This window comes from Loktanella sp. IMCC34160 (genome assembly GCF_004145845.1).
Classification (GTDB): domain Bacteria; phylum Pseudomonadota; class Alphaproteobacteria; order Rhodobacterales; family Rhodobacteraceae; genus SELP01.
Map to the genome: position 1 here is coordinate 176420 of NZ_SELP01000002.1, position 23271 is coordinate 199690.

The 23271-nt window shown below is 65.1% G+C and carries 19 protein-coding genes; 5 read left to right on the top strand and 14 right to left on the bottom strand.

All coding sequences use genetic code 11. From position 1 onward, the window contains the following. Positions 1–2 precede the first annotated feature (2 nt). Positions 3–2168, top strand: coding sequence for a peptidoglycan -binding protein (locus EU803_RS05160; protein ID WP_129680483.1), 2166 nt, complete (start codon positions 3–5; stop codon positions 2166–2168). On the opposite strand, the gene EU803_RS05165 is transcribed toward EU803_RS05160, so the two are convergent. The 3 genes from EU803_RS05165 to gloB form a co-directional block, all read right to left on the bottom strand. After that, on the bottom strand, positions 2165–3124 hold the full coding sequence (locus EU803_RS05165) for a M23 family metallopeptidase (protein WP_129680484.1): 960 nt from the start codon (positions 3122–3124) through the stop codon (positions 2165–2167). The two genes, EU803_RS05160 and EU803_RS05165, sit on opposite strands and share 4 nt — an antisense overlap. Before the next feature lie 53 nt (positions 3125–3177). Further along, positions 3178–5508, bottom strand: a complete 2331-nt coding sequence (clpA, locus tag EU803_RS05170) for an ATP-dependent Clp protease ATP-binding subunit ClpA (RefSeq protein WP_129680486.1) — start codon at positions 5506–5508, stop codon at positions 3178–3180. A gap of 172 nt (positions 5509–5680) precedes the next feature. Next, complete coding sequence (gloB, locus tag EU803_RS05175; RefSeq protein WP_129680488.1) at positions 5681–6448, bottom strand: hydroxyacylglutathione hydrolase; 768 nt, start codon at positions 6446–6448, stop codon at positions 5681–5683. Positions 6449–6515: 67 nt separating this feature from the next. Between gloB and EU803_RS05180 the strand changes: the two genes are divergently transcribed. After that, positions 6516–7277 carry a methyltransferase domain-containing protein gene (locus tag EU803_RS05180; RefSeq protein WP_129680490.1) on the top strand — a complete coding sequence of 254 codons (762 nt, stop codon included), beginning with the start codon at positions 6516–6518 and terminating at the stop codon, positions 7275–7277. Positions 7278–7400: 123 nt separating this feature from the next. Here the strand turns inward: EU803_RS05180 and rsmA are convergent, their stop codons facing one another. Genes rsmA through lptF form a run of 7 tightly spaced genes read right to left on the bottom strand, consistent with a single transcriptional unit; the run spans position 7401 to position 15251 of the window. Continuing rightward, positions 7401–8243: a 16S rRNA (adenine(1518)-N(6)/adenine(1519)-N(6))-dimethyltransferase RsmA gene (rsmA, locus tag EU803_RS05185; protein ID WP_129680492.1), complete on the bottom strand. Its 843-nt coding sequence runs from the start codon at positions 8241–8243 to the stop codon at positions 7401–7403. A 5-nt stretch (positions 8244–8248) separates the two neighbouring features. Next, positions 8249–8719, bottom strand: coding sequence for an HXXEE domain-containing protein (locus EU803_RS05190; RefSeq protein ID WP_129680494.1), 471 nt, complete (start codon positions 8717–8719; stop codon positions 8249–8251). Then, positions 8716–9678 (bottom strand): 4-hydroxythreonine-4-phosphate dehydrogenase PdxA, encoded by a 963-nt coding sequence (gene pdxA, locus EU803_RS05195; RefSeq protein WP_129680496.1) that lies wholly within the window; start codon positions 9676–9678, stop codon positions 8716–8718. Before pdxA ends, EU803_RS05190 begins: the two co-directional genes overlap by 4 nt. Further along, positions 9675–10895 carry a peptidylprolyl isomerase gene (locus EU803_RS05200; protein WP_242494286.1) on the bottom strand — a complete coding sequence of 407 codons (1221 nt, stop codon included), beginning with the start codon at positions 10893–10895 and terminating at the stop codon, positions 9675–9677. The genes pdxA and EU803_RS05200 overlap by 4 nt, the downstream gene beginning before the upstream one ends. A 23-nt stretch (positions 10896–10918) precedes the next feature. Then, the gene (gene lptD / locus EU803_RS05205) at positions 10919–13027 is read right to left on the bottom strand and encodes an LPS assembly protein LptD (RefSeq protein WP_129680498.1); all 2109 of its coding nucleotides are present in this window, start codon (positions 13025–13027) and stop codon (positions 10919–10921) included. Continuing rightward, complete coding sequence (lptG, locus tag EU803_RS05210; RefSeq protein WP_129680500.1) at positions 13027–14112, bottom strand: LPS export ABC transporter permease LptG; 1086 nt, start codon at positions 14110–14112, stop codon at positions 13027–13029. Before lptG ends, lptD begins: the two co-directional genes overlap by 1 nt. After that, positions 14109–15251: an LPS export ABC transporter permease LptF gene (gene lptF / locus EU803_RS05215; protein WP_242494287.1), complete on the bottom strand. Its 1143-nt coding sequence runs from the start codon at positions 15249–15251 to the stop codon at positions 14109–14111. The genes lptG and lptF overlap by 4 nt, the downstream gene beginning before the upstream one ends. A gap of 147 nt (positions 15252–15398) precedes the next feature. On the opposite strand from lptF, the gene EU803_RS05220 reads away from it, so the two are divergent. Both EU803_RS05220 and EU803_RS05225 read left to right on the top strand, forming a co-directional pair. Continuing rightward, positions 15399–16871: a leucyl aminopeptidase gene (locus tag EU803_RS05220; protein ID WP_129680504.1), complete on the top strand. Its 1473-nt coding sequence runs from the start codon at positions 15399–15401 to the stop codon at positions 16869–16871. Between the two features lie 4 nt (positions 16872–16875). Then, on the top strand, positions 16876–17343 hold the full coding sequence (locus tag EU803_RS05225) for a DNA polymerase III subunit chi (RefSeq protein WP_129680506.1): 468 nt from the start codon (positions 16876–16878) through the stop codon (positions 17341–17343). A 62-nt stretch (positions 17344–17405) separates the two neighbouring features. Here the strand turns inward: EU803_RS05225 and EU803_RS05230 are convergent, their stop codons facing one another. Next, positions 17406–18107 (bottom strand): B12-binding domain-containing protein, encoded by a 702-nt coding sequence (locus EU803_RS05230; protein WP_129680508.1) that lies wholly within the window; start codon positions 18105–18107, stop codon positions 17406–17408. A 184-nt stretch (positions 18108–18291) separates the two neighbouring features. Between EU803_RS05230 and EU803_RS05235 the strand changes: the two genes are divergently transcribed. Next, complete coding sequence (locus EU803_RS05235; protein WP_129680510.1) at positions 18292–19383, top strand: PA0069 family radical SAM protein; 1092 nt, start codon at positions 18292–18294, stop codon at positions 19381–19383. On the opposite strand, the gene EU803_RS05240 is transcribed toward EU803_RS05235, so the two are convergent. From EU803_RS05240 to EU803_RS05250, 3 genes are all read right to left on the bottom strand, one after another. Then, positions 19365–20201: a CPBP family intramembrane glutamic endopeptidase gene (locus EU803_RS05240; RefSeq protein ID WP_129680513.1), complete on the bottom strand. Its 837-nt coding sequence runs from the start codon at positions 20199–20201 to the stop codon at positions 19365–19367. The two genes, EU803_RS05235 and EU803_RS05240, sit on opposite strands and share 19 nt — an antisense overlap. 90 nt (positions 20202–20291) lie before the next feature. Beyond that, complete coding sequence (gene bmt / locus EU803_RS05245; RefSeq protein ID WP_129681566.1) at positions 20292–21314, bottom strand: betaine--homocysteine S-methyltransferase; 1023 nt, start codon at positions 21312–21314, stop codon at positions 20292–20294. Beyond that, complete coding sequence (locus EU803_RS05250) at positions 21286–23265, bottom strand: phosphatidylglycerol lysyltransferase domain-containing protein (protein ID WP_129680515.1); 1980 nt, start codon at positions 23263–23265, stop codon at positions 21286–21288. The genes bmt and EU803_RS05250 overlap by 29 nt, the downstream gene beginning before the upstream one ends. Between the last annotated feature and the right edge of the window lie 6 nt (positions 23266–23271).

The window sequence follows — 23271 nt, forward strand, 5'->3', positions numbered from 1 at the left end:
CCATGGCCCTGAGCCGCAGAGGGGCGAACCGGTTCAGCGCCGCCATCTGGCCCGGTTTCGTCGATGCCATGACCGGCCTCTTGCTGGTGCTTACCTTCGTGCTGGCCATCTTCATGGTGCTGCAATTTGTCCTGCGGGAAACCATCACCGGGCAGGAAAGCCGCCTGACCCAACTGACCGAGGAAATCGCCTCGCTCACCCAGGCGCTGGGGCTGGAACAGGCCCGATCCTCTGCCCTTGGCGGCCAGGTGGCGACGCTGACGACCGATCTGAACGCTCTGACCAATCAGGCCGACGCGCAGGCGGCGCTGATTGCCGCGCTGACGGCCGAGCGGGATGCGCAGGCGGTGGCGCTGGCCGAGGCGGAAAACCGGATCACCGGATTCGAGGCGCAGGTCGCGGGCCTTCTGGCGCAGCGGTCGGACCTGCAGGCACAGGTGGCCGGGCTGGAGGGGCGCGAGGCCGCGCTCTTGTCAGAGCAGGAGGCGCTGAACCTTGCCCTTGCCACCGCGCGGGACGAGATTGACGCCCAGACCGAAGAGGCCCGGCTTGCCGCTGCCCGGCGCGAGGCGCTGGAGGCGCTGGTCGCGCAGTTGGAGGCAGAAGGCGCCACCGACGCCGAGCAGATTTCAGAGCTAGAGGCCGCCCGTCTGGCGGACGCTGCCGCGGCAGAGGCCCTGCGCGACCGGCTGGCCAATGCGGATGCGGAACTGACCGCGATGACATTGGCGTTGGAACAACAGCGGCGCGAGGCCGAAACCACGCTAACCCTTCTGGCCGCTGCACAGGCCGCGCGGGATGAATTGGACCGCAACCTTGCCGCCGCCCTTTTGGCCCGGCAGCAGGCCGAAAACGAACTGACCCGCGCGCTGAACGAAGGCGACGATCTGGATGCGCGGCTGGTCGCGGCGCTGTCCCTGCAGGATCAGACAGCCGCGGAACTGGCCGAGGCGCGCGAGGCGTTGGCGCTGGCCGAGAGCCAAAGCGAGGATCTGGCAACACGGTTGGCCGCCGCGCTGGCCGCCCGCGACATCGCGGCCGGTGATCTTGAAGCTGCGCAGGCCGCGCTGGAGGAGGCGCTGTCAACCTCAGCGCTTGAGAGATCCGAGATCGAGGCGCGCCTTGCCTCGGCGGTTCTGGCGCGTCAGGCGCTGGAGGCCGAACTTGAGGCCGCCCGTGCCGAGGGCGGCGAGGCTGAGGCGGCGCGTGCCACGCTTGAGGAACGTCTGGCAGAGGCGCTTCTGGCGCAGCAGGCGCTTGAGGCGCAGGTAGCCTCCCTTTCTGAAGCGCGCAGCGAAACCCAGCAGGACCGCGCCACGCTGGAGGCCCGTCTGGCCGAGGCGCTGGCCGCAATCGCGGCCGCGCAATCGACGGCCGAGACCCAAATGACCGAGGCCGAGCGGCAAGCCGCGCTTTTGGCGCAGGCCAATGCGGCGCTCGCCGAGGAAGAGGCCCTGTCGGCGGAAAGCCAGCGGCAGGTGCAGGCCCTGAATGCGCAGGTGTCCGAACTGCGGCGGCAGGTCACCAACCTGCAATCGCTGCTGAACATCGCGGACGAGGCCGACCGCGAGGCGCAGGTGCAGATCGAACAGCTGGGCGCACAGTTGAATACCGCGCTGGCCCGCGCCGCCGCCGAGGAACGCCGCCGCCGCCAGTTGGAAGAGGCAGAGCGCATCCGGTTGGAGGAAGAACGCGACCGTCTGGCCGCCGAGGCGCAGGACCTTGCCCGCTACCGGTCTGAATTCTTTGGCGAATTGCGGTCGATCCTTGAGGACCGCGACGATATCCGTGTGGTCGGCGACCGGTTCGTCTTTTCGTCCGAGGTGCTGTTCCCGCTTGGCTCTGCCACCCTGTCGGAGGCCGGGCAGGCGCAATTGTCCAGCGTCGCCGGGGTGTTGCGCGATATCGCCGCCGATATTCCAGACGGAATCGACTGGGTGATCCGTGTGGACGGCCACACCGATGACACGGGCCCGGCAGAGCTGAACTGGCGGTTGAGCCAGGATCGGGCGCTTGCCGTGGTTTTGTATCTGATCGACGCCGAAGGGATCGCGCCCAACCGGTTGGCGGCGAACGGGTTCGGGGAATATCAGCCGATCAATGCCGAGGACAGCGATGACGCCCGCGCCCAGAACCGGCGGATCGAACTGAAACTGACCGAGCGTTAGGGCAGGTCTGACTGCACGGTCATTTGACCAAGAACCTGCGCGCCCCGCAGATGGGTCACCGTGCCGCTGTAGGTGCCGGGTGCCCAGCCGCCCGCGGGGGCGCGGCGGCCCGAGGCCCGGAACATCTGGGCTTGCGCCCGCTCCAGCGTTTCCTCGTGCAGGTGAACCCGGCCGTCCGGCCCGTCGATGACGATTTGCAGAATGTCACCGGGCCGGGTGGCAAAGGCATAGCCCCACAGGACAATCGGCGCATCCGCTGCAAGGCTGCGGTCGGCGGTTCCCGCCTTGACCGCGCTGTAGTCCGGAACGTCGGTCGAAAACCCGACGGCGATCAGCCCGCCGGCGGCGGGGTCTGCCGGCGTCAGCCAGAGCGTGTCCTCGGGGTCGAGCGTGCAGCTTTCGTCGCTGTCGGGGTCGAAGGGATCGACCCGCGCGCCGTCGCGGCGCAGTTCAAAGTGAAGGTGCGGGAATTCGGATTGCCCCGACAGGCCGATCCGTCCAAATGGCTGGCCCATTGCCACGCGGTCGCCTGGCTGGACCGTGATGCTTCCCAGCGCCATGTGGCAATATTGGCTTTCCCAGCCGCCGCCGTGGCGGATCACTACGCCGTTGCCGCATTCGCGCCCCGTGGTGTCCGGTGCACCGGGCTGCCCTTGCAGGATGTCCGGCATGTCGTCCCGCACGGCCCGCACGGTGCCGGGGGCGGCGGCCAGAACCGACACCCCCGCCGCCTGCGCCCGCAGATCAGGCAGGGCGATGTCGGTCCCCTTGTGCCCATCATATCCCTGCGCGCCGCAGCGGAAATCGGCGGTGCCCGGCCCGGGATCATGATCGACAAGGTTCTGGACATAGCAGGTCTGGTCCAGATTGCAGTCGACCGGCCAGCCGAACAGGGGCGATTGCGCGACGGCGGGCAGGGCCGTGGCCAGAGACAGAAAACAGGATAAGCGCAGCATTTTTGTCCATCACACAGGAAAACGGCCCCGCGTGGGGGCCGTTGCCGTTTCGATCAGTCCGCGGTCAGCAGGGGCGGCTTTTTCGACTTGCCGATCTTGCCCTGTTCCGGCGCCTCGATCCGCAGGTCAAGCGCGCCGTCCTTTACGCCCACCTTCACCAGACCGCCCTTGGTCAGCTTGCCGAACAAAAGCTCTTCGGCCAGGGGCTTCTTGATGTGCTCTTGGATCACGCGGGCCAAAGGCCGCGCGCCCATCTTGTCATCATAGCCCTTGTCGGCCAGCCATTCGGCGGCGGGCCGGGTCAGTTCGATGTGCACGTTGCGGTCCATCAACTGCGCCTCAAGCTGGAGGACGAATTTCTCGACCACCTGCAGGATCACCTCTTTGCCAAGCGGCGCGAAGGCCACCACCGCATCCAGACGGTTCCGGAATTCGGGGGTGAAGGTCCGTTCGATGGCGGCGGTATCTTCGCCCTCGCGCCGGTCACGGCCAAAGCCGATCGCCTCTTTCGCCTGTTCCGCCGCCCCGGCGTTCGAGGTCATGATCAGGATCACGTTCCGAAAATCAGTTGTCCGGCCGTTGTGGTCGGTCAGTTTCCCGTGGTCCATGACCTGCAGCAGGATGTTGTAGACATCCGGGTGGGCCTTTTCGATCTCGTCCAGCAGAAGCACGCAATGTGGGTTCTGATCGACCCCGTCGGTCAACATGCCGCCCTGATCGAACCCGACATAGCCGGGAGGGGCACCAATCAGGCGCGAAACCGCGTGTTTCTCCATGTATTCCGACATGTCAAAGCGCAGAAGTTCCACGCCCAGCGTATCGGCCAACTGCTTGGCCACTTCGGTCTTGCCAACACCGGTCGGCCCGGCAAACAGGTAGTTGCCGATGGGCTTTTCCGGTTCACGCAGGCCCGCGCGGGCCAGCTTGATCGCCGCGGAGAGGGTTTCGATCGCCGCATCCTGCCCGAAGACCACGCGCTTGAGGCTGCGTTCGAGGTCCTTGAGAACCTCTGCATCGTCCTTCGAGACGTTCTTGGGCGGGATCCGGGCGATCTTGGCCACCACGGCCTCGATCTCTTTCAACCCGATGGTCTTGCGCCGCTTGCTTTCGGCCACAAGGTGCTGCGCCGCGCCGGCCTCGTCGATCACGTCGATGGCCTTGTCGGGCAGCTTGCGGTCGTTGATGTAGCGGGCCGAGAGTTCGACTGCCGCCTTGATCGCGTCGGAGGTGTATTTGATGTCGTGGTGTTCCTCGAAATAGGGTTTCAGGCCCTTGAGGATTTTCACGGTATCTTCGACCGAAGGTTCATTGACGTCGATCTTCTGGAACCGGCGCGACAGGGCGCGGTCCTTTTCGAAATGCTGGCGGAATTCCTTGTAGGTTGTGGAACCCATGCAGCGCAGTTTGCCGCCCTGCAGCGCGGGCTTGAGCAGGTTGGAGGCATCCATCGCCCCGCCAGAGGTGGCCCCGGCGCCGATCACGGTGTGAATCTCGTCGATGAACAGAACCGCGTCGGGGTGGTCTTCCAACTCGGTCACCACCGCCTTCAGCCGTTCTTCGAAATCGCCGCGATAGCGGGTTCCGGCCAGAAGCGCGCCCATGTCGAGCGAGTAGATCGTGGTTTCCGACAGGACATCGGGGACCGCGCCGTTGACGATCTTATAGGCAAGCCCTTCGGCGATGGCGGTCTTGCCCACGCCGGGATCCCCCACCAGAAGCGGGTTGTTCTTGCGGCGGCGGCACAGAACCTGAATGCAGCGTTCCACCTCGCTGTCGCGCCCGATGAGCGGGTCGACATCGCCCTTGCGGGACTTGGCGTTCAGGTCGACGCAATACTTGCCAAGGGCGCTTTCCTTTTCCTCGACCTCGGTGGCGGAGGAGGTCTCGGACCCATCCGCGCCCGCCTCGGCCCCGGTGATCGGCCGCGCCTCGCCATAGGCGGGGTCCTTTGCCACGCCGTGGGCGATGAAATTCACCGCGTCATAGCGGGTCATGTCCTGTTCCTGCAGGAAGTAGGCGGCGTTCGATTCCCGTTCGGCAAAGATCGCGACAAGGACGTTCGCCCCCGTCACCTCGGTCCGGCCCGAGGACTGGACGTGGATCGCGGCGCGCTGGATCACCCGCTGGAAGGCGGCGGTCGGCACCGCTTCGGACCCTTCGACGTCGGTGATCAGGGTCGACAGGTCATCCTCGATGAACTCTTCAAGGGTGCGGCGCAGGTCATTCAGATCCACGGCGCAGGCCTTCATGACGCGTGCGGCGTCGGGTTCATCGATCAGGGCCAGAAGAAGATGTTCAAGCGTCGCCAACTCGTGCCGTCGCGCATTCGCAATGGCGAGGGCTGCGTGGATGGACTGCTCGAGCGTGGTCGAAAAAGACGGCACGTTGCGTGCTCCTTTCGTGTCGGGGTCGGGAAGGGACTGGCCCCGTCCTGACCGTGGCCTCATACCTCTTAAAGTTTGGTTTTCTGACCGAACCTTCAAGGAGTTTTTTCGAAAATCTGGTCACAAATCACGACAACGGCACCCGATATCGTGATTTGACCCAAGAAATCGCCTAGAAATTGTCCTTCCGGGTCCGAACCTCGGCAAAAACATCCGCCGGGTCGGCCCCAACCATGCCAATCGCGGCCTGAAGGTCCGGCGCATCAGCGCGAAGAAAGGGGTTTGTCGCCTTTTCTTCGCCGAGGGTGGTCGGAACGGTCGGGCGGCCCTCGTCTCGGGCTTCCTCGATTGCGGCGGTGCGCAGTTGCAGTGCCACGTTGTCCGGGTCGACGGTGAGGGCAAACCGGGCGTTGCCAAGGGTGTATTCATGGCCGGAACAGACGGTCGTGCTGTCCGGAAGCGCCCGCAGTTTCAACAGGCTGTCCCACATCTGCGCGGCGGTGCCTTCGAACAGGCGGCCGCAGCCCAGGGCCATCAGGCTGTCGGCCGTGAACACCAGACCGGAGGCTGGGAAATGCACGGCGATATGGCCGACTGTGTGGCCGGATACATCGAACACCTGCGCTGTCTCTCCGCAGACCGTCACGGCGTCGCCGTCGCGCACGGCCAGATCAAGGTGCGGCAGGCGGTGCGCGTCCGCCGCAGCACCGATGACGCGGGGGGCGAAGGCCTCGACAATCGGGGGCAGCCCGTCGATGTGGTCCCAATGGTGATGGGTCAGGATCACATCGGTCAACTTCCAGCCACGTTCGGCAAGGGCGGCAAGGATCGGGCCGGGTTCGGGCGCGTCGATCAGGGCGGTTTCACCAGTTTCCGCGTCGTGGATCAGGTAGGCGTAGTTGTCAGCAAGGCACGGAATGGTCACAAGGGATAGCGGCATGGCTTGTCGTTCTCCGGTCTTGAAGGCAGGGTAAGGCCAAACTTGGCGCAAAGGACCGGCAAGAGCAATGCATCTGGACGTGCTCGACCTTCGGAACTTCTACTATCGCAGCGCGCTGGGGCGGGCCGCGCAAAAAGTTGTCCGCGACGAATTGCTGAAATTCTGGCCCGAGGCCCATGGGCAAACGGTGGCTGGATTCGGTTTTGCCGTGCCCCTGTTGCGGCCCTACCTTGGCGATGCCCGGCGGGTGATCGGGCTGATGCCGGGGCCGCAGGGGGTGATGCCCTGGCCCGCGGGTCTGCCGAATGTCAGCGTGCTCTGCGAAGAAACGCTTTGGCCCTTGTCCACCGGGCTGGTGGACAAGCTGGTTCTGATGCACGGGCTCGAAACCTCGGAACAGCCGACCGCCGTTCTGGAAGAATGCTGGCGGGTGCTCGGGCCGGGGGGCAAGATGATCGTCGTGGTGCCGAACCGGGCCGGGATCTGGTCCCGCTCGGACAAGACCCCCTTTGGCTATGGGCGGCCCTATTCGCTGGGACAGTTGGAAACTCAGCTGCGGCGACATGGATTTGTGACCGAGCGGGCGATCTCGACCCTGTATCAGCCACCGTCGACCAGCCGGTCCTGGCGCAGAATGGCCGGGATGGTGGAAACGATGGGACGCCATGTGCCGTTCTTCCGGGCCGGGGGCGTGCTGATGATCGAAGCCTCGAAACAGGTGCTGTCCCCCCGACGGCCAGGTCTGCCCGAAGCGGTGAAACGGCCGCTGCAGGTGCTGGCACCGCCGCGCGTCGAACCGGCGCACCGGGGCGTCGAACCGACCAAATAAAGGTAAGGTGGGTCAAGACCCACCCTACAACATCGGCATGCTCCGAGACCTCGTGGCCAGCCTTGGCCCAGATCCCCAGACGGTCGTAAGGTGGGTCTTGACCCACCATGGCCCTCTCCGGTCTCAGGCCGCGTCAAGCGACCGTGCAAGGGCGCAGAAGGCCTCCAGCCCGATCTGTTCGGCCCGTTCCGTGGGCGGGATGCCTGCCGCGGTCAGATGCGCCTCGATATCTGGCGACACGCCCTTGAGCGAGGATCGCAGCATCTTGCGCCGCTGATTGAAGGCGGCGGCAACCACGCGCGACAGCGTCGCGGCGTTGGCCGGGAACCTCGGTTCGGGCAGTGCCTTGATATGCACCACGGCAGACCAGACCTTTGGCGCGGGGTTAAAGGCCTCGGGCGGAAGGTCCATGACAATGCGCGGATCGGTGCGCCATTGCGACAGGATCGCAAGACGGCCATAGGCCTTGCTGCCCGGTTCCGCCACGATCCGCTGTGCGACCTCGCGCTGGAACATCAGGGTCAGGCTTTCCCAGACCGGGGGCCAGTCTGGCGGGGTCAGCCAACGGACCAGAAGTTCCGTGCCCACATTGTAGGGCAGGTTGGCCGCGATCTTGATCGGCGGCGTCAAATGAGCCAGCGGGTTCACGTCCAGCGCGTCCGCATTGATCACCTCAAGCCGCCCCGGGTAGGCCGCTTCGATTTCGGCCAGCGCGGCCATGCAGCGGGCGTCTTTTTCGATCGCCAGAACCTTGCGCGCGCCTTCGGCCAGCAAGCCGCGGGTCAGACCACCGGGACCGGGGCCGACTTCCAGCACATCGGCCTGGGTCAGGTCGCCCGCCATCCGGGCGATCTTGGCGGTCAGGTTCAGGTCCAAAAGAAAGTTCTGCCCCAGAGATTTCTTCGCCGAAAGCTGATGGGTCGCGATTACGTCGCGGAGAGGCGGGAGGCTGTCAATCTGGCTCATGGGATTCAATTTATGAGATGGGTTGAGATGACAAAGACGGCCAGTGTCGCGATCGGCGCGGCAACCAGCCCGAAGACCGTCCAGGCCAGCATCGCGATCCGTCGAATGTCTAGGGTTCTCAATACCCAGATCGCCGCAGGCCCCTGAAGCAGAAGCCCGCTTGCCGCACCCGGCATGATGCTGCCCCGTCCGGCAGAGACGAGGATCTGGGTCACCGAATTGGCCAGCAACATGGCTGCCGTAGCAATCAGCAAGAGCCGTGTAATCGGCCCGCCCCGAAAGCAGGCTGTCGCGACAAGTGCTGCGACCAGCCCAGTCAGGATCAGGGTAGCGAGGGTGAATTGCGAAGCGGTTACTGGCAGTCCCGGTGGGATGAAGCGCCTCATCCAGGACGGCAGAAAAAGGATTTCTTCGATGTTTTGAATGGCGAATGCCAAAAGCAGAGCGAGGGCTGGTTTGCAGATGTCGCGGGTCATGGTCTTGCTGCCCCCATTTTCGCGGCCATGCGGAGGGCGGCGATCATCGACGATGGGTTGGCGATGCCCTTGCCCGCGATGTCGAAGGCGGTGCCATGGTCGGGCGAGGTGCGCACGAAGGGCAGGCCCAGCGTCACGTTCACCCCGTCGTCAAAGGCCAGCGTCTTGATCGGGATCAGCGCCTGATCGTGGTAGGCGCAAATCGCCACGTCATAGCGGGCCCGGGCGGCGGCGTGGAACATGGTGTCCGCGGGCAGGGGGCCAGCGATATTCAGCCCCTCGGCCCGCAGCGCGTCCAGCGTGGGGATAATCAGGTCGATTTCTTCCTGCCCCATGCGCCCGCCTTCGCCCGCATGGGGGTTCAGACCGGCCACCGCGATCCGGGGTGCCGCAATGCCAAAGTCCCGGCGCAGGGCCGCGTGGGTGATCAGGATCGTATCGGTCAAAAGCCGGGCGGTCAGCGCGTTTGGAACCTCGGCAAGGGGGATGTGAATGGTCGCGGGCACGACCCGCAACAGATCTGAGGCGAGCATCATCACGACCCGTTCCACTCCGCCCAGATGGGCCAGAAACTCTGTATGCCCCGGAAAGGCAAAGCCGGCCCCATCGGCCAGCGCCTTCTTGTGGATCGGCGCGGTGCACAGGGCTGCGCATTGTCCGGTTAGCACCAGATCGACAGCGGTTTCGATTGCAGCCACGACCCCCGCGGCATGGGCGGGGTTTGCCGTGCCGGGCGTCACATCCGGCCCGAAGTCACGGGCGAGGACGGGCAGGGCACGGGGACTGATCCTTGTGGCATCCGCCGGGGTGTCGACGGCGTCCCACGGCGTGCCTGCGGGCAAATGCGACGGGTCACCGATCCAGAGAACCGGCACTTCGTCCCGCAGCACGGCCCAGGCCCTGGCCGCGACCTCGGGTCCGATCCCGGCGGGTTCGCCGCAGCTGATCGCGATGGTCATTGTGTGACGATGGTCGCCGAGGCCCTCAGGTCCGCGATCAGCGCATCGGCCAGACCGGTCAAACGCTGGCCGCGCAACTGGTTGCGGATCGCGCCACGGTCCACTTCGCCCTCCAGCACCGGGGTCCGGCCACACAGCATGAGGAAGACAAGCGTCTGCCCATCGGCGCTGGTCAGGGTGGTCGACACCTCGCCCGGATCAAGACGCGCCAGTTCGATGGCCACGTCGGACGGGATTTCAGCCGGGGGTAGGGTGATCCGCTCCAGCGCCTCTTCGGGCATGTCTTGGGCAATGCCATAAAGGTCGTCGCAGGTATCGGCGGCGTCGCGCACGCGGGCGGCGGCGGCAAGGCCCGCCTCGGTCCGGCCGCCCGGCAGGTAGAGGGCGGCATATTCGATGGCGCCGAACTCCGGTGCGGGGCCTGTGACCTCGCGCACGCCGCGCATCTGGAATAGGGCAATGCCGTTGGGGATCGGCAGCGGGGCGGTCACAGCGTTCTGGTCCAGCGACAGGATCAGGCCACGCAGTTGCGGCGGGTAGTTGGTGATCGGCAACCACCCCAGCCGCCCGCCGTTTTCGCGCGTCGGCAGCGCCGAATATTCGCGGGCCGCGGCAGAGAAGGCCGCCGTGGACGTCATCTGGGCGATGTCATTTGCAATCGCGGCGGCCTGCGCGGCCATCTCGGGCCGCTCTTCCGGGGCGGGAAGGATAATCTCGGACAGCAGAACCTGGATCTGAATGCCGTTGCCCGCCGACTGGCCAAGGGCCCGGTCGATATCAGCCTCGGTGATTTCGACCCGGGCGCCATAGCGGGACCGGATGTATTCGCGCCAGGCCGCGCCCGTGCCGACGAAATCGCGGATGGTCGCCTCGGCGATGCCGGCGCTGGCCAGCTGGGCGATGAATTGATCCAGCCCAAGGTTGGCGCGCTGGGCAAAGGCCGTCATCTCGGTCTCCAGCGCCTCTTCGGAAAGGCGCAGACCTGCGCGGTCCAGTTCCTGCGCCTTCAGGCGATCGTCGATCAGCTGTTCGCGGGCCAGTTCGGGCAGGTTTCCGGGGGTGCGGAACAACTGCAACAGCAGCACCCGCTGATTGATCTCGTAATTCGTGACGACCTTGTCGTTCACCGTGATCGCGGGCGAAAACAGGCCCTGCGCCATGGCCGGAACAGGCATGGCCAGAAGGCCGATCATCAGGAGGCGGGGGAACCAGTTCATTTTACCCTCGTCGTCATCGTCGTTCAGTTCGTACAGGACCGGGCCGGGATTGCCCCCACACCCTGCGCCGAGAAACCGGCCAACCCGATGGTCAGGCCGAAATCCGTGGATGGTTGCACCGTAGTCGAAGAAGTAAAGCGGCGCGAGGCCGAAAGCTCGACCGTGACACATTCGTTTTGCCAATTTACGCGCAGCCCGGCTTCGGCAGGTTCGTCGGCGGCCACGTCGTAGCGGCTGGTCAGTCCGACCTCCCAATTGGTGTTGATCCGATAGGCCCCTTCGATTTCCCATTCGGATACCGCTGTTGGCCGGTCTTCTTCGGTGTCAGCATCAAGCCAGGTATAGGCGGCGCCCAGATCGAAGCGCGGAGCCTGCCAATCCACCCTGACTTCCGACTTGGTCGGGCGGAACCCGGCATCGAACAAGGCCCGGCCATCAACGGACAGCCCGTTCGGCAGCGCAAGCTGACCCGCGATCAGGAAGTCTGAATACATTCCGTCCAGCCCGGATGACAGCGTGTAGTCATCGGCCGGCGTGTCCTGCCAAAGCTTGCCCAGTGTAAGGCGGGCCGACCAGCCATCCGGGGACAGCCGGCTCCAGCTTCCACCGGCGGCGATCCGGAACCCTGTCTCGGACCGGTCCTCCCCGCCGAACCGGGACAAGGCGATCAGATTGGCCTCGTCGAACTCGCTTCGGGTGCCGTCTTCGTTGATCGGGGTTCCGCCAAGGGACTCGGACCAGCTAAAGGCAATAACCGGTTCGATGACCTGCGTCGCGCCGGTGGCCTCGGTCCGGGCAAGGGGGAAGGACACGACCGTGGTTGCCCAGGGCGTTGCCCGGCCGATAAATTCCTCTGCCGACGGATCATCCCAGGTGGCATAGGCATCAACGGCAAGGCCTGCCCCATACCTGAAGGCCAGTCCGGATGAGGTGGTCCGGCTTCCCGTCCAATCCGCGCCGATCCCGAAACGCGCCACATCCCGCTCGACGCCGACATCGTCGGTCCGGATATGGGTTTCGAAATCCCATGACAGCGTCGCCCGACCGCCCAAGCCCGGATAGATCGCCCGTTCATAGTGCAGATCGCTCAGGACCTGTGGTGTGCTTTCCGACGTCGTCAGCGGAATGAGGCCCTGATAGGTGACGCCCTTTCCCAGGAACATGTCATTCTGGCGAACCCGCGAGATGGTCGCGCCGCTTTCAAGCCGGTCGGCGGAGGAATAGCCGTAATCCAGAAGGTAGCCGTCGTCCGACACGTTCTGCACCGTGAAATCCAGACGGAAGTCGTTGCCAAGGTCAAAGGTTCCATCGGCGAAAAGGTAGTAGCGGGTCTCGTCCGGGCGCAGGGTGTCGTCACTGATCGCCGCATCGACCTGAATATTGCCTGCCGCAAAGGCCTGACGGTAGCGCAGTTCCAAGGTCCGGGTTTCGGGCGATAGGAAGGGGGTCAGGGTCAGGTCCCGATGGTCGCCCAGCGTGATGAAATAGGGCAGTTTGATCCCGATCCCCAGAAGGTCAGAGGACCGGATCTGCGGGATCAGCAGCCCGGTGGCCCGCTCTAGCGTCGGGTCGGGCAGGCGCATCCGCGGCAACCAAAGGATCGGCACGCCGCGCACCCGGAACTGTGCATCCTCGAAGTAAAGCTGCTGTTCGTCCTGATCGTGGATGACCCGGCGGGCGCGGATCTCCCACAATGGGTCTTCCGTTCCGCAGACCGCGCAGGACGAGGCCGAGGCGCGGGTCATCTGCGTATAGCGGCCATCGACCCGGTCGATCCGGTTGGCGGCGATCTGCAACTGGCGGTCAAGGATCAGGCGTGCGCCCAGCAACAGGCCGTTTTCCAGCCTTGGGTCAATCTCGGCCCGGTCGGCGATGAAAACTTGCCCGTCGGCGGTTTCGATCAGGATCGGCCCGACGATCTGCAGCGTATCGGTGGCCGGATCATACATCACCTGGCTGGCGGATAGGCGGGTTCCGTCAAAGAAGACCTCGACATTGCCCGAGGCGATCAGCCGGTCGGCAGCATCCACCGTCAGCGCATCGGCGACCATGGTGGCGGGCGGCTGGGTCTGGGCGCGGGCGGCGCCAAGGGGCAGGGCAAGGATCAGCAGGGCGAACAGCAGGGCGCGCATTATCCGTCCTCCAGATGCAGCAGCAGGCCCAGCGACAACCCGATCCCGACCAGCGGCGGCGCCCATGCAGCCAGCGCGACCGGCAATTGTCCGTTTTCACCAAGAACGGCGGTGAAGTTCCGGAGGAAATACAGACCGAAGGACAAGAGAATGGCGAGAAGCACCATCAACCCGGTTCGGCCGCCGCGCTGGTGGCGCATCGTGAACCCCGCCGCGATCAGTACCATCGCCACCAGAAACAGCGGCTGGGCCAATTCGGAATGGAACCACATCAAGTGCCTGCGCGCGGCGAACCCGGCGGTTTCCAGCCGGTTGATGAACCCCGGCAAGTCCCAGATCGCGATAGAGGAAGGCGTGCCGAAACTATCGCGGATCTGGTCCGGGGTCAGGGTCGATGGAACGGTGAAGCTGGCATGGGTCTCGGCGACGGCCTCGGGGTTCGGGGTGTCGCCAAGGGGCCAGATTTTCACATCGGTCATTTCCCACGCGCCGTCGGTAAGGGTTGCGCGGGCCGCTTCGATCCGACGAATTGGGCCGTCTTCGAAGGTGATGAACGTCACCCCGCTAAGCTGGGTTCCGTCGACATTTGTCGCCACGGCCCGAATAACCGATTGCCGTTCAGCGCTGCCCTGACGCAGCCAGAACCCATCGGACGAGATGCGCAGAACGCTTGAGACACCGCGCAGGCCATCCACGCGGCGGTCATATTCCTTGCTGGTGGCCGCGACGATCGGGTTCATGACCGCCACCCCAAGGATCCCGATCACCAGCGCGACAGCCAATGGCGCCAGCAAGGCCCGCAGCGCCGACCGCCCCGCCGCCCGCGTCACGACGAGTTCCGATGTCCGCGCAAGGTTCAGGAAAAGCGCGATGGTGGTCAGGATCATGATGAGCGGAAGCATCCGATACAGCGCCTGCGGCGCCGACAGCAGTGTGAGGCTGAGAACCTCCCGAAACGAGGCGTCCGCCGAAAAGCTGCGCAGCTGGTCGATCAGGTCCAACAGGGTCAGCATGACGATGAAAACCCCCAGCACGCCAGCGAAGGTCATCGCGAACCGTTGGGCAAAATACCGGTGCAGGATCATGCCGTGTCCCCCTCAACCGGGGCGAAGGGGCGGTAGCGGCGGAACAGGTAGGGACGCCCGGCCCAAAACAGCTGGAACCACGAAATGCTCAGACCCACGACCAGAGTGACGTAGCTGAGCGGCCAAAGCGATGGTGTGGCGCGGATCGCGGAAACAAACGCGGTTTCCACCACCTTGACCGCGATCATCAGCAGAACCGCGATCAGGATTTGCCGCCAGACCCCGAACCGGCTGAACCCGCCGAGAACGAGCGTGGAAAACCCGATGAGGACGGCCACGATGGGCAAGAGCGCCTCAGCGATCCGTTGATGGGCCGTCGCAACCAGCGTCGCGCGATCCTGCGCGGTTTCGGCGATGATCTCCTCGGACGGTGACAAGAGGAACCATGTGGGCAATTCCCGTGGGGCCCGCGAAATCGTGGCGTCTGTTTCAATGAAATCGCTGATATCATACGAAAAATCATCGAACCGGGTAACGATCAGCCGCTGGCTCGGGTGGCGCAGGGTCTGGGCGGTCCCCTCGATCATGACAAGTTGCGGACCGGCCTCGGCATTCACGACAAAGGCGCGCGAGGCCATGTAGGTCACGCTTTCTTTCGGATTGCGGGTGTCGGACAGGAATACATCCAGCAATTCGTCCTGCGGGGTGATATCGCGGATATAGAAGGTCACGCCTTCGGTCGGGTTCAGGAACTCCCCAGCGCTGAGCAGCCGGGCGATCAGGTTCTGGCTCACCTCGCGGTAGCGTTCGGTGTAGACTTTGTTCGACAGCGGCACGAGGTAATGCGCGAGGATCGACATCAAGACCGCGACGATCACGCCGAAGACCACGTAGGACCGGGCCAACCGGAACCCTGAAAACCCGGTGGCCTGAACTACGGTCAGCTCAGATTCCACGCTCATCCGGTTGGTGACATAGATGGCCGCCACCGCCGCCGCGATCGGCAGGACAAGGCGGATGATGCCGGGCAGCGACAGGGCGGTGAATTCCAGAAAGACCCAGGTGGACTGCCCGTCGCCGATCAGCCGGTCGAACAGGATCACGGCCCGGTTGACCCAATAGACAAGAATCAGCACGAGCGAAAAGAACCCGAACAGGACCATCAACTGCGACAGCAGATATCTGTCGAATCGCGACACCCCTGTTGATCCCCCCGAAGACATACTAAATCTGGTGGGACATTAGACGATCCCGACAGGGGATTGAACTGCCAATCACAGGCTGGCAGGCTGCCGCCGATCCGTCCTCACTGCCCGCCGGGCCGCCATTTCCAAAGGAACCGCACCATGACCAGACCGACCCCGATCCAGTTCGAAGAGGCCCGGACAGACGACCTTGCCCAATTGGCCGGGCGCGTGGCCATTTTCGCCAGCGAGGATGGCAGGATCGGGCCGGACGGGCGCAAGCTGAACAGCCTGACCCGCAAGGCGGTAGAGCGGATGATCGACTCTGACCGGTTCGAACGGATGAAAGCGGGCGAGGTTGTCGAAATCGCCGTGCCGGGCGGCATGCAGGCCGGGGCCGTGCTGATCGTGAAATTGCCGCGCCGGGCAAGCGTGGAGGACGGGCGCAAGGCCGGTGCCGCCCTTGCCGCCGCACGGGGTAAAGGGGCGCTGCATGTGTTGTGCGCCGGGGTCCGCGCGCCTGAGGAGGTCGCGCTGGGGCTGGTGCTGAAATCCTATACGTTCACAAAACGGAAATCCGCCCCCGATGCCGGGCCCGACGGGGCCGTGACCTTCCGGGTCAAGGATGTGGAAGAGGCACAGGCGGCCTTTGCGCCGCTGTCCGCCATTGCCGAAGGGGTCTATTTTACCCGCGATCTGGTCAACGAACCGGCCAACGTCCTGACGACGACCGAATTCGCCAAGCAATTGAAAGGGTTGGAATCCCTCGGTTTGACGGTCGAAGTGCTGGAAGAAGACCAGTTGGAAAAGATGGGGATGGGGTCGCTTCTTTGCGTGGGGCAGGGGTCGGCCAGCCCGTCCAAGGTTGTCGTCATGCAATGGAAGGGCGGCAAGAAGGACGATGCGCCCTTTGCTTTTGTCGGCAAGGGGGTCGTGTTCGACACCGGCGGGATCAGCCTGAAACCGGCCGCCGGGATGGAAGACATGACCATGGATATGGGCGGCGCGGGTGTCGTCGCCGGGGTGATGAAAACGCTGGCCCTGCGCAAGGCCAAGGCCAATGTCGTGGGGCTTGTCGGGCTTGTCGAAAACATGCCGTCGGGCACGGCGACCCGGCCCGGGGACGTGGTGACCTCGATGAAGGGCGATACGATCGAGGTAATCAACACCGATGCCGAAGGGCGTCTGGTTCTTGCGGATGTGCTTTGGTACGCGCAGGAACGGTTCAAGCCGCGCGGCATGATCAACCTTGCCACCCTGACCGGGGCAATGGTCATCGCGTTGGGCCATGAAAACGCGGGCGTGTTTTCCAACAACGACGATCTGGCAGGGGACCTGATCAAGGCGGCCGGGACCGAAGGCGAAGGCGCGTGGCGTCTGCCGATGGGGCCCGCCTATGACAAGCTGATCGACAGCAACATTGCCGACATCAAGAACACGGGCGGCCGGCCCGCCGGGTCGATCACCGCCGCCCAATTCCTGCGCCGCTTCGTCAAGGATGAAACGCCTTGGTGCCATATCGACATCGCCGGGGTTGCCTCGCTCAAATCCGCGTCGACCCTTGCGCCCAAGGGGGCGACGGGCTGGGGCGTGATGACGCTGAACCGGCTGATCGCCGACACCTGCGAAGGCTAGGGGCATGGGGGCCGCGTTCTTCTACCACCTGACCGAAAGCCCGCTCGAGGCGGCGCTGCCGCTGTTGCTGGGCAAGGCGCGGGAACGGGGCTGGCGGATCGAATTGCGCGGCACCGACCGGGCGCGGCTGGACCGGCTGGACCTGATGCTGTGGGAACGGCCCGAAGACGGGTTTCTGCCGCATGGGATGGCGGGTGGGCCGCATGACGCCGACCAGCCGATCCTGTTCACACTGGGACAGGGGGCGGCGAATGACCCCGCCTGTGTCATGGCTGTTGATGGGGCCGAGGTCTCGGCCGAGGAGACGCAGGCGCTGGAGCGGCTTTGCGTGATCTTTGACGGAGCCAACCCGGATGCCGTGGCCCATGCCCGCACCCAATGGAAGGCCCTCACCGATGCGGGCTGCGCCGCGCAATATTGGGCGCAGGACGGCGGGCGCTGGGTCAAGAAGGCCGAAAAGGGCGACAGCTGACTCCGGAAACGAAAAAGGCGCGCCAGACCGGCGCGCCTTTCCCAATGGGGTTTCCGCGTGGTTTAGGCGGTTGCGCCTTGGTTGTGCTTGCGGGCCACCAGCGTTTTCGCGGTTTCCACAGCCACGGCGGCGTCACGGCAATAGGCGTCGGCACCAATGGCCTTGCCGAATTCTTCGTTCAGCGGCGCGCCGCCAACCAGCACGATGTAATCGTCGCGCATCCCCTTTTCGATCATCGTGTCGATCACGACTTTCATGTAGGGCATAGTGGTGGTCAGCAGGGCCGACATGCCAAGGATATCCGGGCCTTCGGTTTCCAGCGCTTCAAGATAGTTCTCGACCGGGTTGTTGATGCCCAGATCGACCACTTCAAAGCCTGCGCCTTCCATCATCATCGACACGAGGTTCTTGCCGATGTCGTGGATGTCGCCCTTGACGGTGCCGATGACCATCTTGCCGACGCGCGGGGCACCGGTTTCGGCAAGAAGCGGCTTGAGGATGGCCATGCCACCCTTCATCGCGTTGGCGGCCAGCAGCACTTCGGGAACGAAAAGGATACCGTCGCGGAAGTCCTGACCCACGATGGTCATGCCGCCAACCAGCGCCTCGGTCAGAACCCGGTAAGGGGCCCAGCCACGCTCCAGCAGGATATTCACGCCCTCTTCGATCTCTTCCCTGAGACCGTCGTAAAGGTCGTCGAACATTTGCTGCACAAGCTCTTCGTCGTTCAGTTCGGAGAGGATGATTTCATCTTCGTCGGACATGGGTCGTGATTCCTGAAAAGTTGTAGGGCCGGGGCCGATTAATCCGGGTTTGCGCCCGTTTGCGCCATTGGTCTGAACCGATTGCGACACTGCCTGCCCCTGAACCGACGAAGGATCAAATGAAAAATTCGGGCTTTGAACGTGAGGCCTGTTCATATGTTCTTGTTATGTTCTATATTGGGGCATGGTGGAAAAACACGTTGAACATTTGCTGGGCGCGCGGGCGCGGGGCCGCGCGGCGGGGTCGAACCCACAGGTCCGCTTTGATCCCCTGGCGCGGGTCTGGGCGGATGACGGCTGGGACCGGGCCGAGGATGATCTGCCGGTCTTGCGGACCGAAGTGTCGGACGAACGGATCGGCCGGGTGATTACCCGCAACACCTCTCCGGACTTGAATTTCGACCGCTCCATCAATCCCTACCGGGGCTGCGAACACGGCTGCATCTATTGTTTTGCACGGCCCAGCCACGCCTATCTTGGCCTGTCGCCGGGGCTGGATTTCGAAACCCGGCTGGTGGCGCGTCCGGGGGCGGCGGCCCAATTGGAAAAGGAACTTCGGGCCAAGTCCTACCGGGTGGCGACCATTGCCATCGGCACCAATACGGATGCCTACCAGCCGATTGAAAAAGAACGGGAAATCATGCGCGACTGCCTGAAGGTTCTGCGCGATTTCCGCCATCCCGTCGGCATCGTGACCAAGGGCAGCCTGATCGAGCGCGACGTGGATATCCTGTCCGAAATGGCGGCAGAGCGGCTGGTTCGGGTGGGGATTACCGTCACCACGCTTGACCCCGCCATATCGCGGAAAATGGAACCGCGCGTGCCCGGTCCGGCCCGGCGATTGCAGACCATCCGGCGCCTGACCGATGCGGGCATCCCGGTCCGGGTCATGGTGTCCCCCATCGTCCCGGCCCTGACCGATCACGAGATGGAGGCGATCCTAGAGGCGGCCCGCGATGCGGGCGCCATTGCGGCGTCGTCGATCGTGTTGCGCCTTCCGCGCGAGGTGGCGGGCCTGTTCCGCGACTGGGTCGAGGCAGAGTTTCCCGACCGCGCGGCCCGGATCATGGGCCGCGTGCGGGACCTGTACGGCGGGCGCGACTATGACCCGGAATGGGGCACCCGGATGCGCGGGCAGGGGCATTGGGCCGCGTTGATGAAATCCCGCTTCGATGTCGCGGTGCGGCGGTTGGGGCTGAAAACGACCTTGCCACCCTTGCGGACCGATCTGTTTCGTGCGCCACCCCGCCCCGGTGATCAACTCTCTCTGCTTTGATCCGCGCGGCACAGGGTTCGTGGCCCGAACCCTACCGCGACCACGGCCACGGTTGCGCCCATCAGAATGAAATAGACCAGCCCGCCTGTGTCGGTTTCCAGCGTCGTGAACAGGTAGTTGGCGAAGTTGAACGAAGTGTGCATCAGCATCGCGGCAAACAGGCTGCGCCCGGTGTTTAGGTAGACCCAGTAGATCAAGACGGACAGCAGCGCGGTCGACCCCATCAGGCCGAACATGGGTCGGTTGTAATAGATGTCCTCGGTCGGGATGTAGAACAAGGGCAGGTGCCAGAGGCCCCAAAGGACGCCGGTCAGTAGGCTGGCACCCAGCGCGCCAAGCCGGGGCGACAACCCTGCCGCCGCGATCCCGCGCCAACCTGCTTCCTCCTGAAGCGGCCCGCCAAGAAAGAAGATCCAGAGGAAAGCGAAGGGTAAGGTCGCGGGGGCATCAAGCGCGGGCGAGGGGGGCGGCGCATCACCAAGGGCCGTCGCCACCAGCCCGGCCAGCCCGATGATTGCGGGCAGCAGTCCCAATGCGACAAGATACCAAGCGGCGCTAAAGCGCAGGCGCACCAGCCGCGACAGAAGCGACCGTAGCCCGGCTGACCCCTGATAGGCCCAGGTCACGACGAGGGCGGCGATCAATGGCCCCCAAGCGGCCGGGGTGGACCCGGATAAAAAGCCTCTTGCCGCGTCCGGCAGGGTGATCACCCCTTGGGCCAAGAGGGCGGCAGGCCCCCAGAAGGCCCAGGAAAACCCAAAGGCGATGGCATAGAACAGGATGATGCGGGACAGGCCAGAACCGTGATTGGTCGTCATATCTTGCCCGTCCTCTGGTTGCGATCTGCGCAATCCAACGGCGTCGGCACCTATTCGTCCTTGATCTGGCGCAACCGCAGCGCCCGCCGGTCAGCCCCGGCCGCGTCGCCGGCCACCGCCACGCCGGGCCGAGGCGGTCGCGTCGTCACCGGTCCCGTCCGAGGCCGAGGAGAAGCCGCCGAGCGCTGCCGCGATCGCCTCGAGCGTGGGGCGGTCGCCGCGCGGACGGGTTTCCAGCGCCTCGCGCATGGCGCGCAGGTGATCGGCGGTGGTGCCGCAGCAGCCGCCGATGATCGTCGCGCCCGCATCGCGGGCCAGAATGGCGTATTCGGCCATCAGCTCGGGCGTGCCGTCATAGTGGATATGCCCGTCGTGATATTTCGGGATGCCGGCGTTGCCCTTGGAAATCAGCGGCAGTTCCGGCCCGGCGGCGGCAAACCCCATGACCGTGCGCAGAAGGTCCGCCGCGCCAACGCCGCAGTTGGCGCCAAATGCAAGCGGCTGGTGGTCCAGTTTGCCGACCATCTTGACCATATCGGCCGAGGTGACGCCCATCATGGTGCGCCCGGCGGTGTCAAAGCTCATCGTGCCGCACCAGGGCATATCGGCGCGCCTGAAGGCCTCGGCGGCGGCGGCGAATTCCTCGGATGCGGAAATGGTTTCGACCCACAGCACGTCGGCGCCGCCCTCCTTCAGGGCTTCAGCCTGTTCGTGGAACATTTCGACCGCGATGTCGTGGGTCAGGCTGCCCATGGGCGCCATGATTTCGCCGGTGGGGCCGACCGATCCGGCAACCACGACCGGACGGCCCGCCTTATCGGCCACCTCGCGCCCGATCTCGGCGGCGATGCGGTTCAATTCGCCGACCCGGCCCTCGGCCCCGTGCAGTTTCAACCGGCTTGCATTGCCGCCAAAGCTGTTGGTCAGGAACAGGTCCGAACCGGCATCGACCGCCCCCTGATACAGCGCGGTAATCCGGTCGGGATGGTCGATGTTCCACATCTCCGGCGCGTCGCCAGAGCTGAGCCCCATGTTGAACAGCGTCGTGCCGGTGGCCCCGTCGGCCATCAGCCAGTCGCGGGTTTCAAGAAGGCGGGAAAGGGCGTTCGACATGGGGGTGTCCTGCGCGTTGCCGGGCGGTGGCCCGAAGGTCATGGTCATCAGCCAGCACATCGCACGAAGCGCGGTCGGGATCAAACTGAAAACCGGGGGCAGGACGGGGGCGCGTCGCGGGCAGGGGGCCGGGGCGGTGGATCGCCCGGGCAACCGCAATCCCGGCCCGAAGCAGGTCAGCGCGGGTCGGGGCGGCAATGTAGCGGGGCGCCCATTCGGGGCCGAAACTTTGCTTGAACTGACGCAGGCCTGCGCTGCGGCGGTTGGCGATCTGGCCGGCCAAGCCCGGGAACATCTGCACGGCGGCCAGCGAGACGACTGGCACCCCCTCGGTCTGGGCGGCCTCGAGCCCGGCGACGATCAGCGCGTGCATGGTGCCGTCGGGCAGGTCGGCGCGGTGCCGCATCAGGTCGAGCGTCCAGTCGGACCGGCCCCGGTGAAAGCTGACAAAGCCCAGAAGTTGCCCGTTGCGGCTGGCCAGAAACACGGCCTGACCGGCCAGAAGCGCAGGATCGAACAGCCCCATCGACCAGCCCCGTTCGCGGCCCTGCGCGCGGGTCCAGTCCTGATGAACGGCGGCCATCTGGGCGATGGGCAGCGGGCTGGCCGCCCGCAGCACCCGGATATCGGCCTTTTCTGCGTGGCGCAGCTTGCGCCGCAATTGCCGATGGGCGGGGCTGCAAAGGTCGAACCCCGACAGGTTCACTCGTGCCTCATCCGCGCAATGCAGGACCGCCCAGCCAAGCGCGCGGGCGCGAGCGGCCTCGGCCCGGCTGCATTTGTAGAGGATCGGGGATAGCCCATCGGTCCCGGCCAATCGGGCGAAACCCGCGATGTCCGGCTGCCCCCAGCCCGGTCCGATCGCCGCCCTGTAGTCGGCAAGATCCCGAAACAACCAGCCCGACTGGCCATCGGGCATCATGGCGATGGTCCCGCCCTGTCGGACCAAGCCCCATTCCGACGGCGCGCCGGTCTGCGCCGGAAGCCTCTCTGCCCCCGGTCCCATCGTGTCAAGCCGGGACGGGATCGGTTCCCGGGGCTGCGGGATCAGTGCCAAAAGCCCAAGGACAGCAGGCACGAGGTAATAGACGACCCGGAATGCCAGAACCGCCCCCAGCAGGGTTTCGGCCGGGACGTGCGGCAACAGGGCCAGCAGGGTCAGTTCGAACGCCCCCACGCCGCCCGGGGCGTTCGACAACAGCCCCGCCCCCAGGGCGAGGAGATAGGCCGCGAAGATGACCGGAACCGGCGGCAGCAGGTCCGCAGGCAAAAGGCAGGCCAAGGCCAGCGCGGCGCAGCCGGTGTCGACAACGGTCCAAAACAGCAGTCGTCCTGCATCCGCCCCCCGAAACCTAGACAGCCATCCAAGGGACAGGACCTGCCGCAGCGCCAGAAGGATGCAAACCCCGGACAGGGCAATCCCGGCGCCGATCCGCAGGGCCGGGTGCAGCGCCAGGGGCGCCCCGGCGATCAGGACAGCTACGACCGTAACCATCGCCCAGGAGGCAAGGAAGGACAGGGCGACCATCGCCGACAGCCGGGTCGCCTGCCAAAGGGACAGTTGCGGCAGCCGCCGCCAGCGGACCAGCGCGCCGGTCAGCACACCGAATCCCAAAAACTGTGATACCGCGATGGCCTGCATCCCGGTCCATCGCGCCGCGCGGCCACCCACCCTTGTGCCCATAACCCGGTGCAGCACCGCGTCGTAATGTCCAAGGGCCGCGAAACTTCCCGCCGTGGCCAGCACCGCGCCGACCCAGCCGGTCAGGCTGACAGCGCCGATGGCGTCGCGGATGTCCGTAGGGTCCAGCCCGTCCACCTTGCGCCACAAAAGCCAGCCGAAGACGACCAGCGCAAATGGCGGCAGGCCACGGGACAGGAGGGCACGAAGCGGCGGAAGATAGGGGGCCGTGGCGGCAAGGGCGCGGGCAGGGCGGCGGCGTGTCGGCATCTTCGG

What these genes read in the sequence shown, in the direction of transcription:
- EU803_RS05160 (WP_129680483.1), top strand. Translation starts at nt 3, where the DNA reads ATGGCCCTGAGCCGCAGAGGGGCGAACCGGTTCAGCGCCGCCATCTGG.
- EU803_RS05165 (WP_129680484.1), bottom strand. Translation starts at nt 3,124, where the DNA reads ATGCTGCGCTTATCCTGTTTTCTGTCTCTGGCCACGGCCCTGCCCGCC.
- gloB (WP_129680488.1), bottom strand. Translation starts at nt 6,448, where the DNA reads ATGCCGCTATCCCTTGTGACCATTCCGTGCCTTGCTGACAACTACGCC.
- EU803_RS05180 (WP_129680490.1), top strand. Translation starts at nt 6,516, where the DNA reads ATGCATCTGGACGTGCTCGACCTTCGGAACTTCTACTATCGCAGCGCG.
- rsmA (WP_129680492.1), bottom strand. Translation starts at nt 8,243, where the DNA reads ATGAGCCAGATTGACAGCCTCCCGCCTCTCCGCGACGTAATCGCGACC.
- EU803_RS05190 (WP_129680494.1), bottom strand. Translation starts at nt 8,719, where the DNA reads ATGACCCGCGACATCTGCAAACCAGCCCTCGCTCTGCTTTTGGCATTC.
- pdxA (WP_129680496.1), bottom strand. Translation starts at nt 9,678, where the DNA reads ATGACCATCGCGATCAGCTGCGGCGAACCCGCCGGGATCGGACCCGAG.
- EU803_RS05200 (WP_242494286.1), bottom strand. Translation starts at nt 10,895, where the DNA reads ATGAACTGGTTCCCCCGCCTCCTGATGATCGGCCTTCTGGCCATGCCT.
- lptD (WP_129680498.1), bottom strand. Translation starts at nt 13,027, where the DNA reads ATGCGCGCCCTGCTGTTCGCCCTGCTGATCCTTGCCCTGCCCCTTGGC.
- lptG (WP_129680500.1), bottom strand. Translation starts at nt 14,112, where the DNA reads ATGATCCTGCACCGGTATTTTGCCCAACGGTTCGCGATGACCTTCGCT.
- EU803_RS05220 (WP_129680504.1), top strand. Translation starts at nt 15,399, where the DNA reads ATGACCAGACCGACCCCGATCCAGTTCGAAGAGGCCCGGACAGACGAC.
- EU803_RS05225 (WP_129680506.1), top strand. Translation starts at nt 16,876, where the DNA reads ATGGGGGCCGCGTTCTTCTACCACCTGACCGAAAGCCCGCTCGAGGCG.
- EU803_RS05230 (WP_129680508.1), bottom strand. Translation starts at nt 18,107, where the DNA reads ATGTCCGACGAAGATGAAATCATCCTCTCCGAACTGAACGACGAAGAG.
- EU803_RS05235 (WP_129680510.1), top strand. Translation starts at nt 18,292, where the DNA reads ATGGTGGAAAAACACGTTGAACATTTGCTGGGCGCGCGGGCGCGGGGC.
- EU803_RS05240 (WP_129680513.1), bottom strand. Translation starts at nt 20,201, where the DNA reads ATGACGACCAATCACGGTTCTGGCCTGTCCCGCATCATCCTGTTCTAT.
- bmt (WP_129681566.1), bottom strand. Translation starts at nt 21,314, where the DNA reads ATGTCGAACGCCCTTTCCCGCCTTCTTGAAACCCGCGACTGGCTGATG.
- EU803_RS05250 (WP_129680515.1), bottom strand. Translation starts at nt 23,265, where the DNA reads ATGCCGACACGCCGCCGCCCTGCCCGCGCCCTTGCCGCCACGGCCCCC.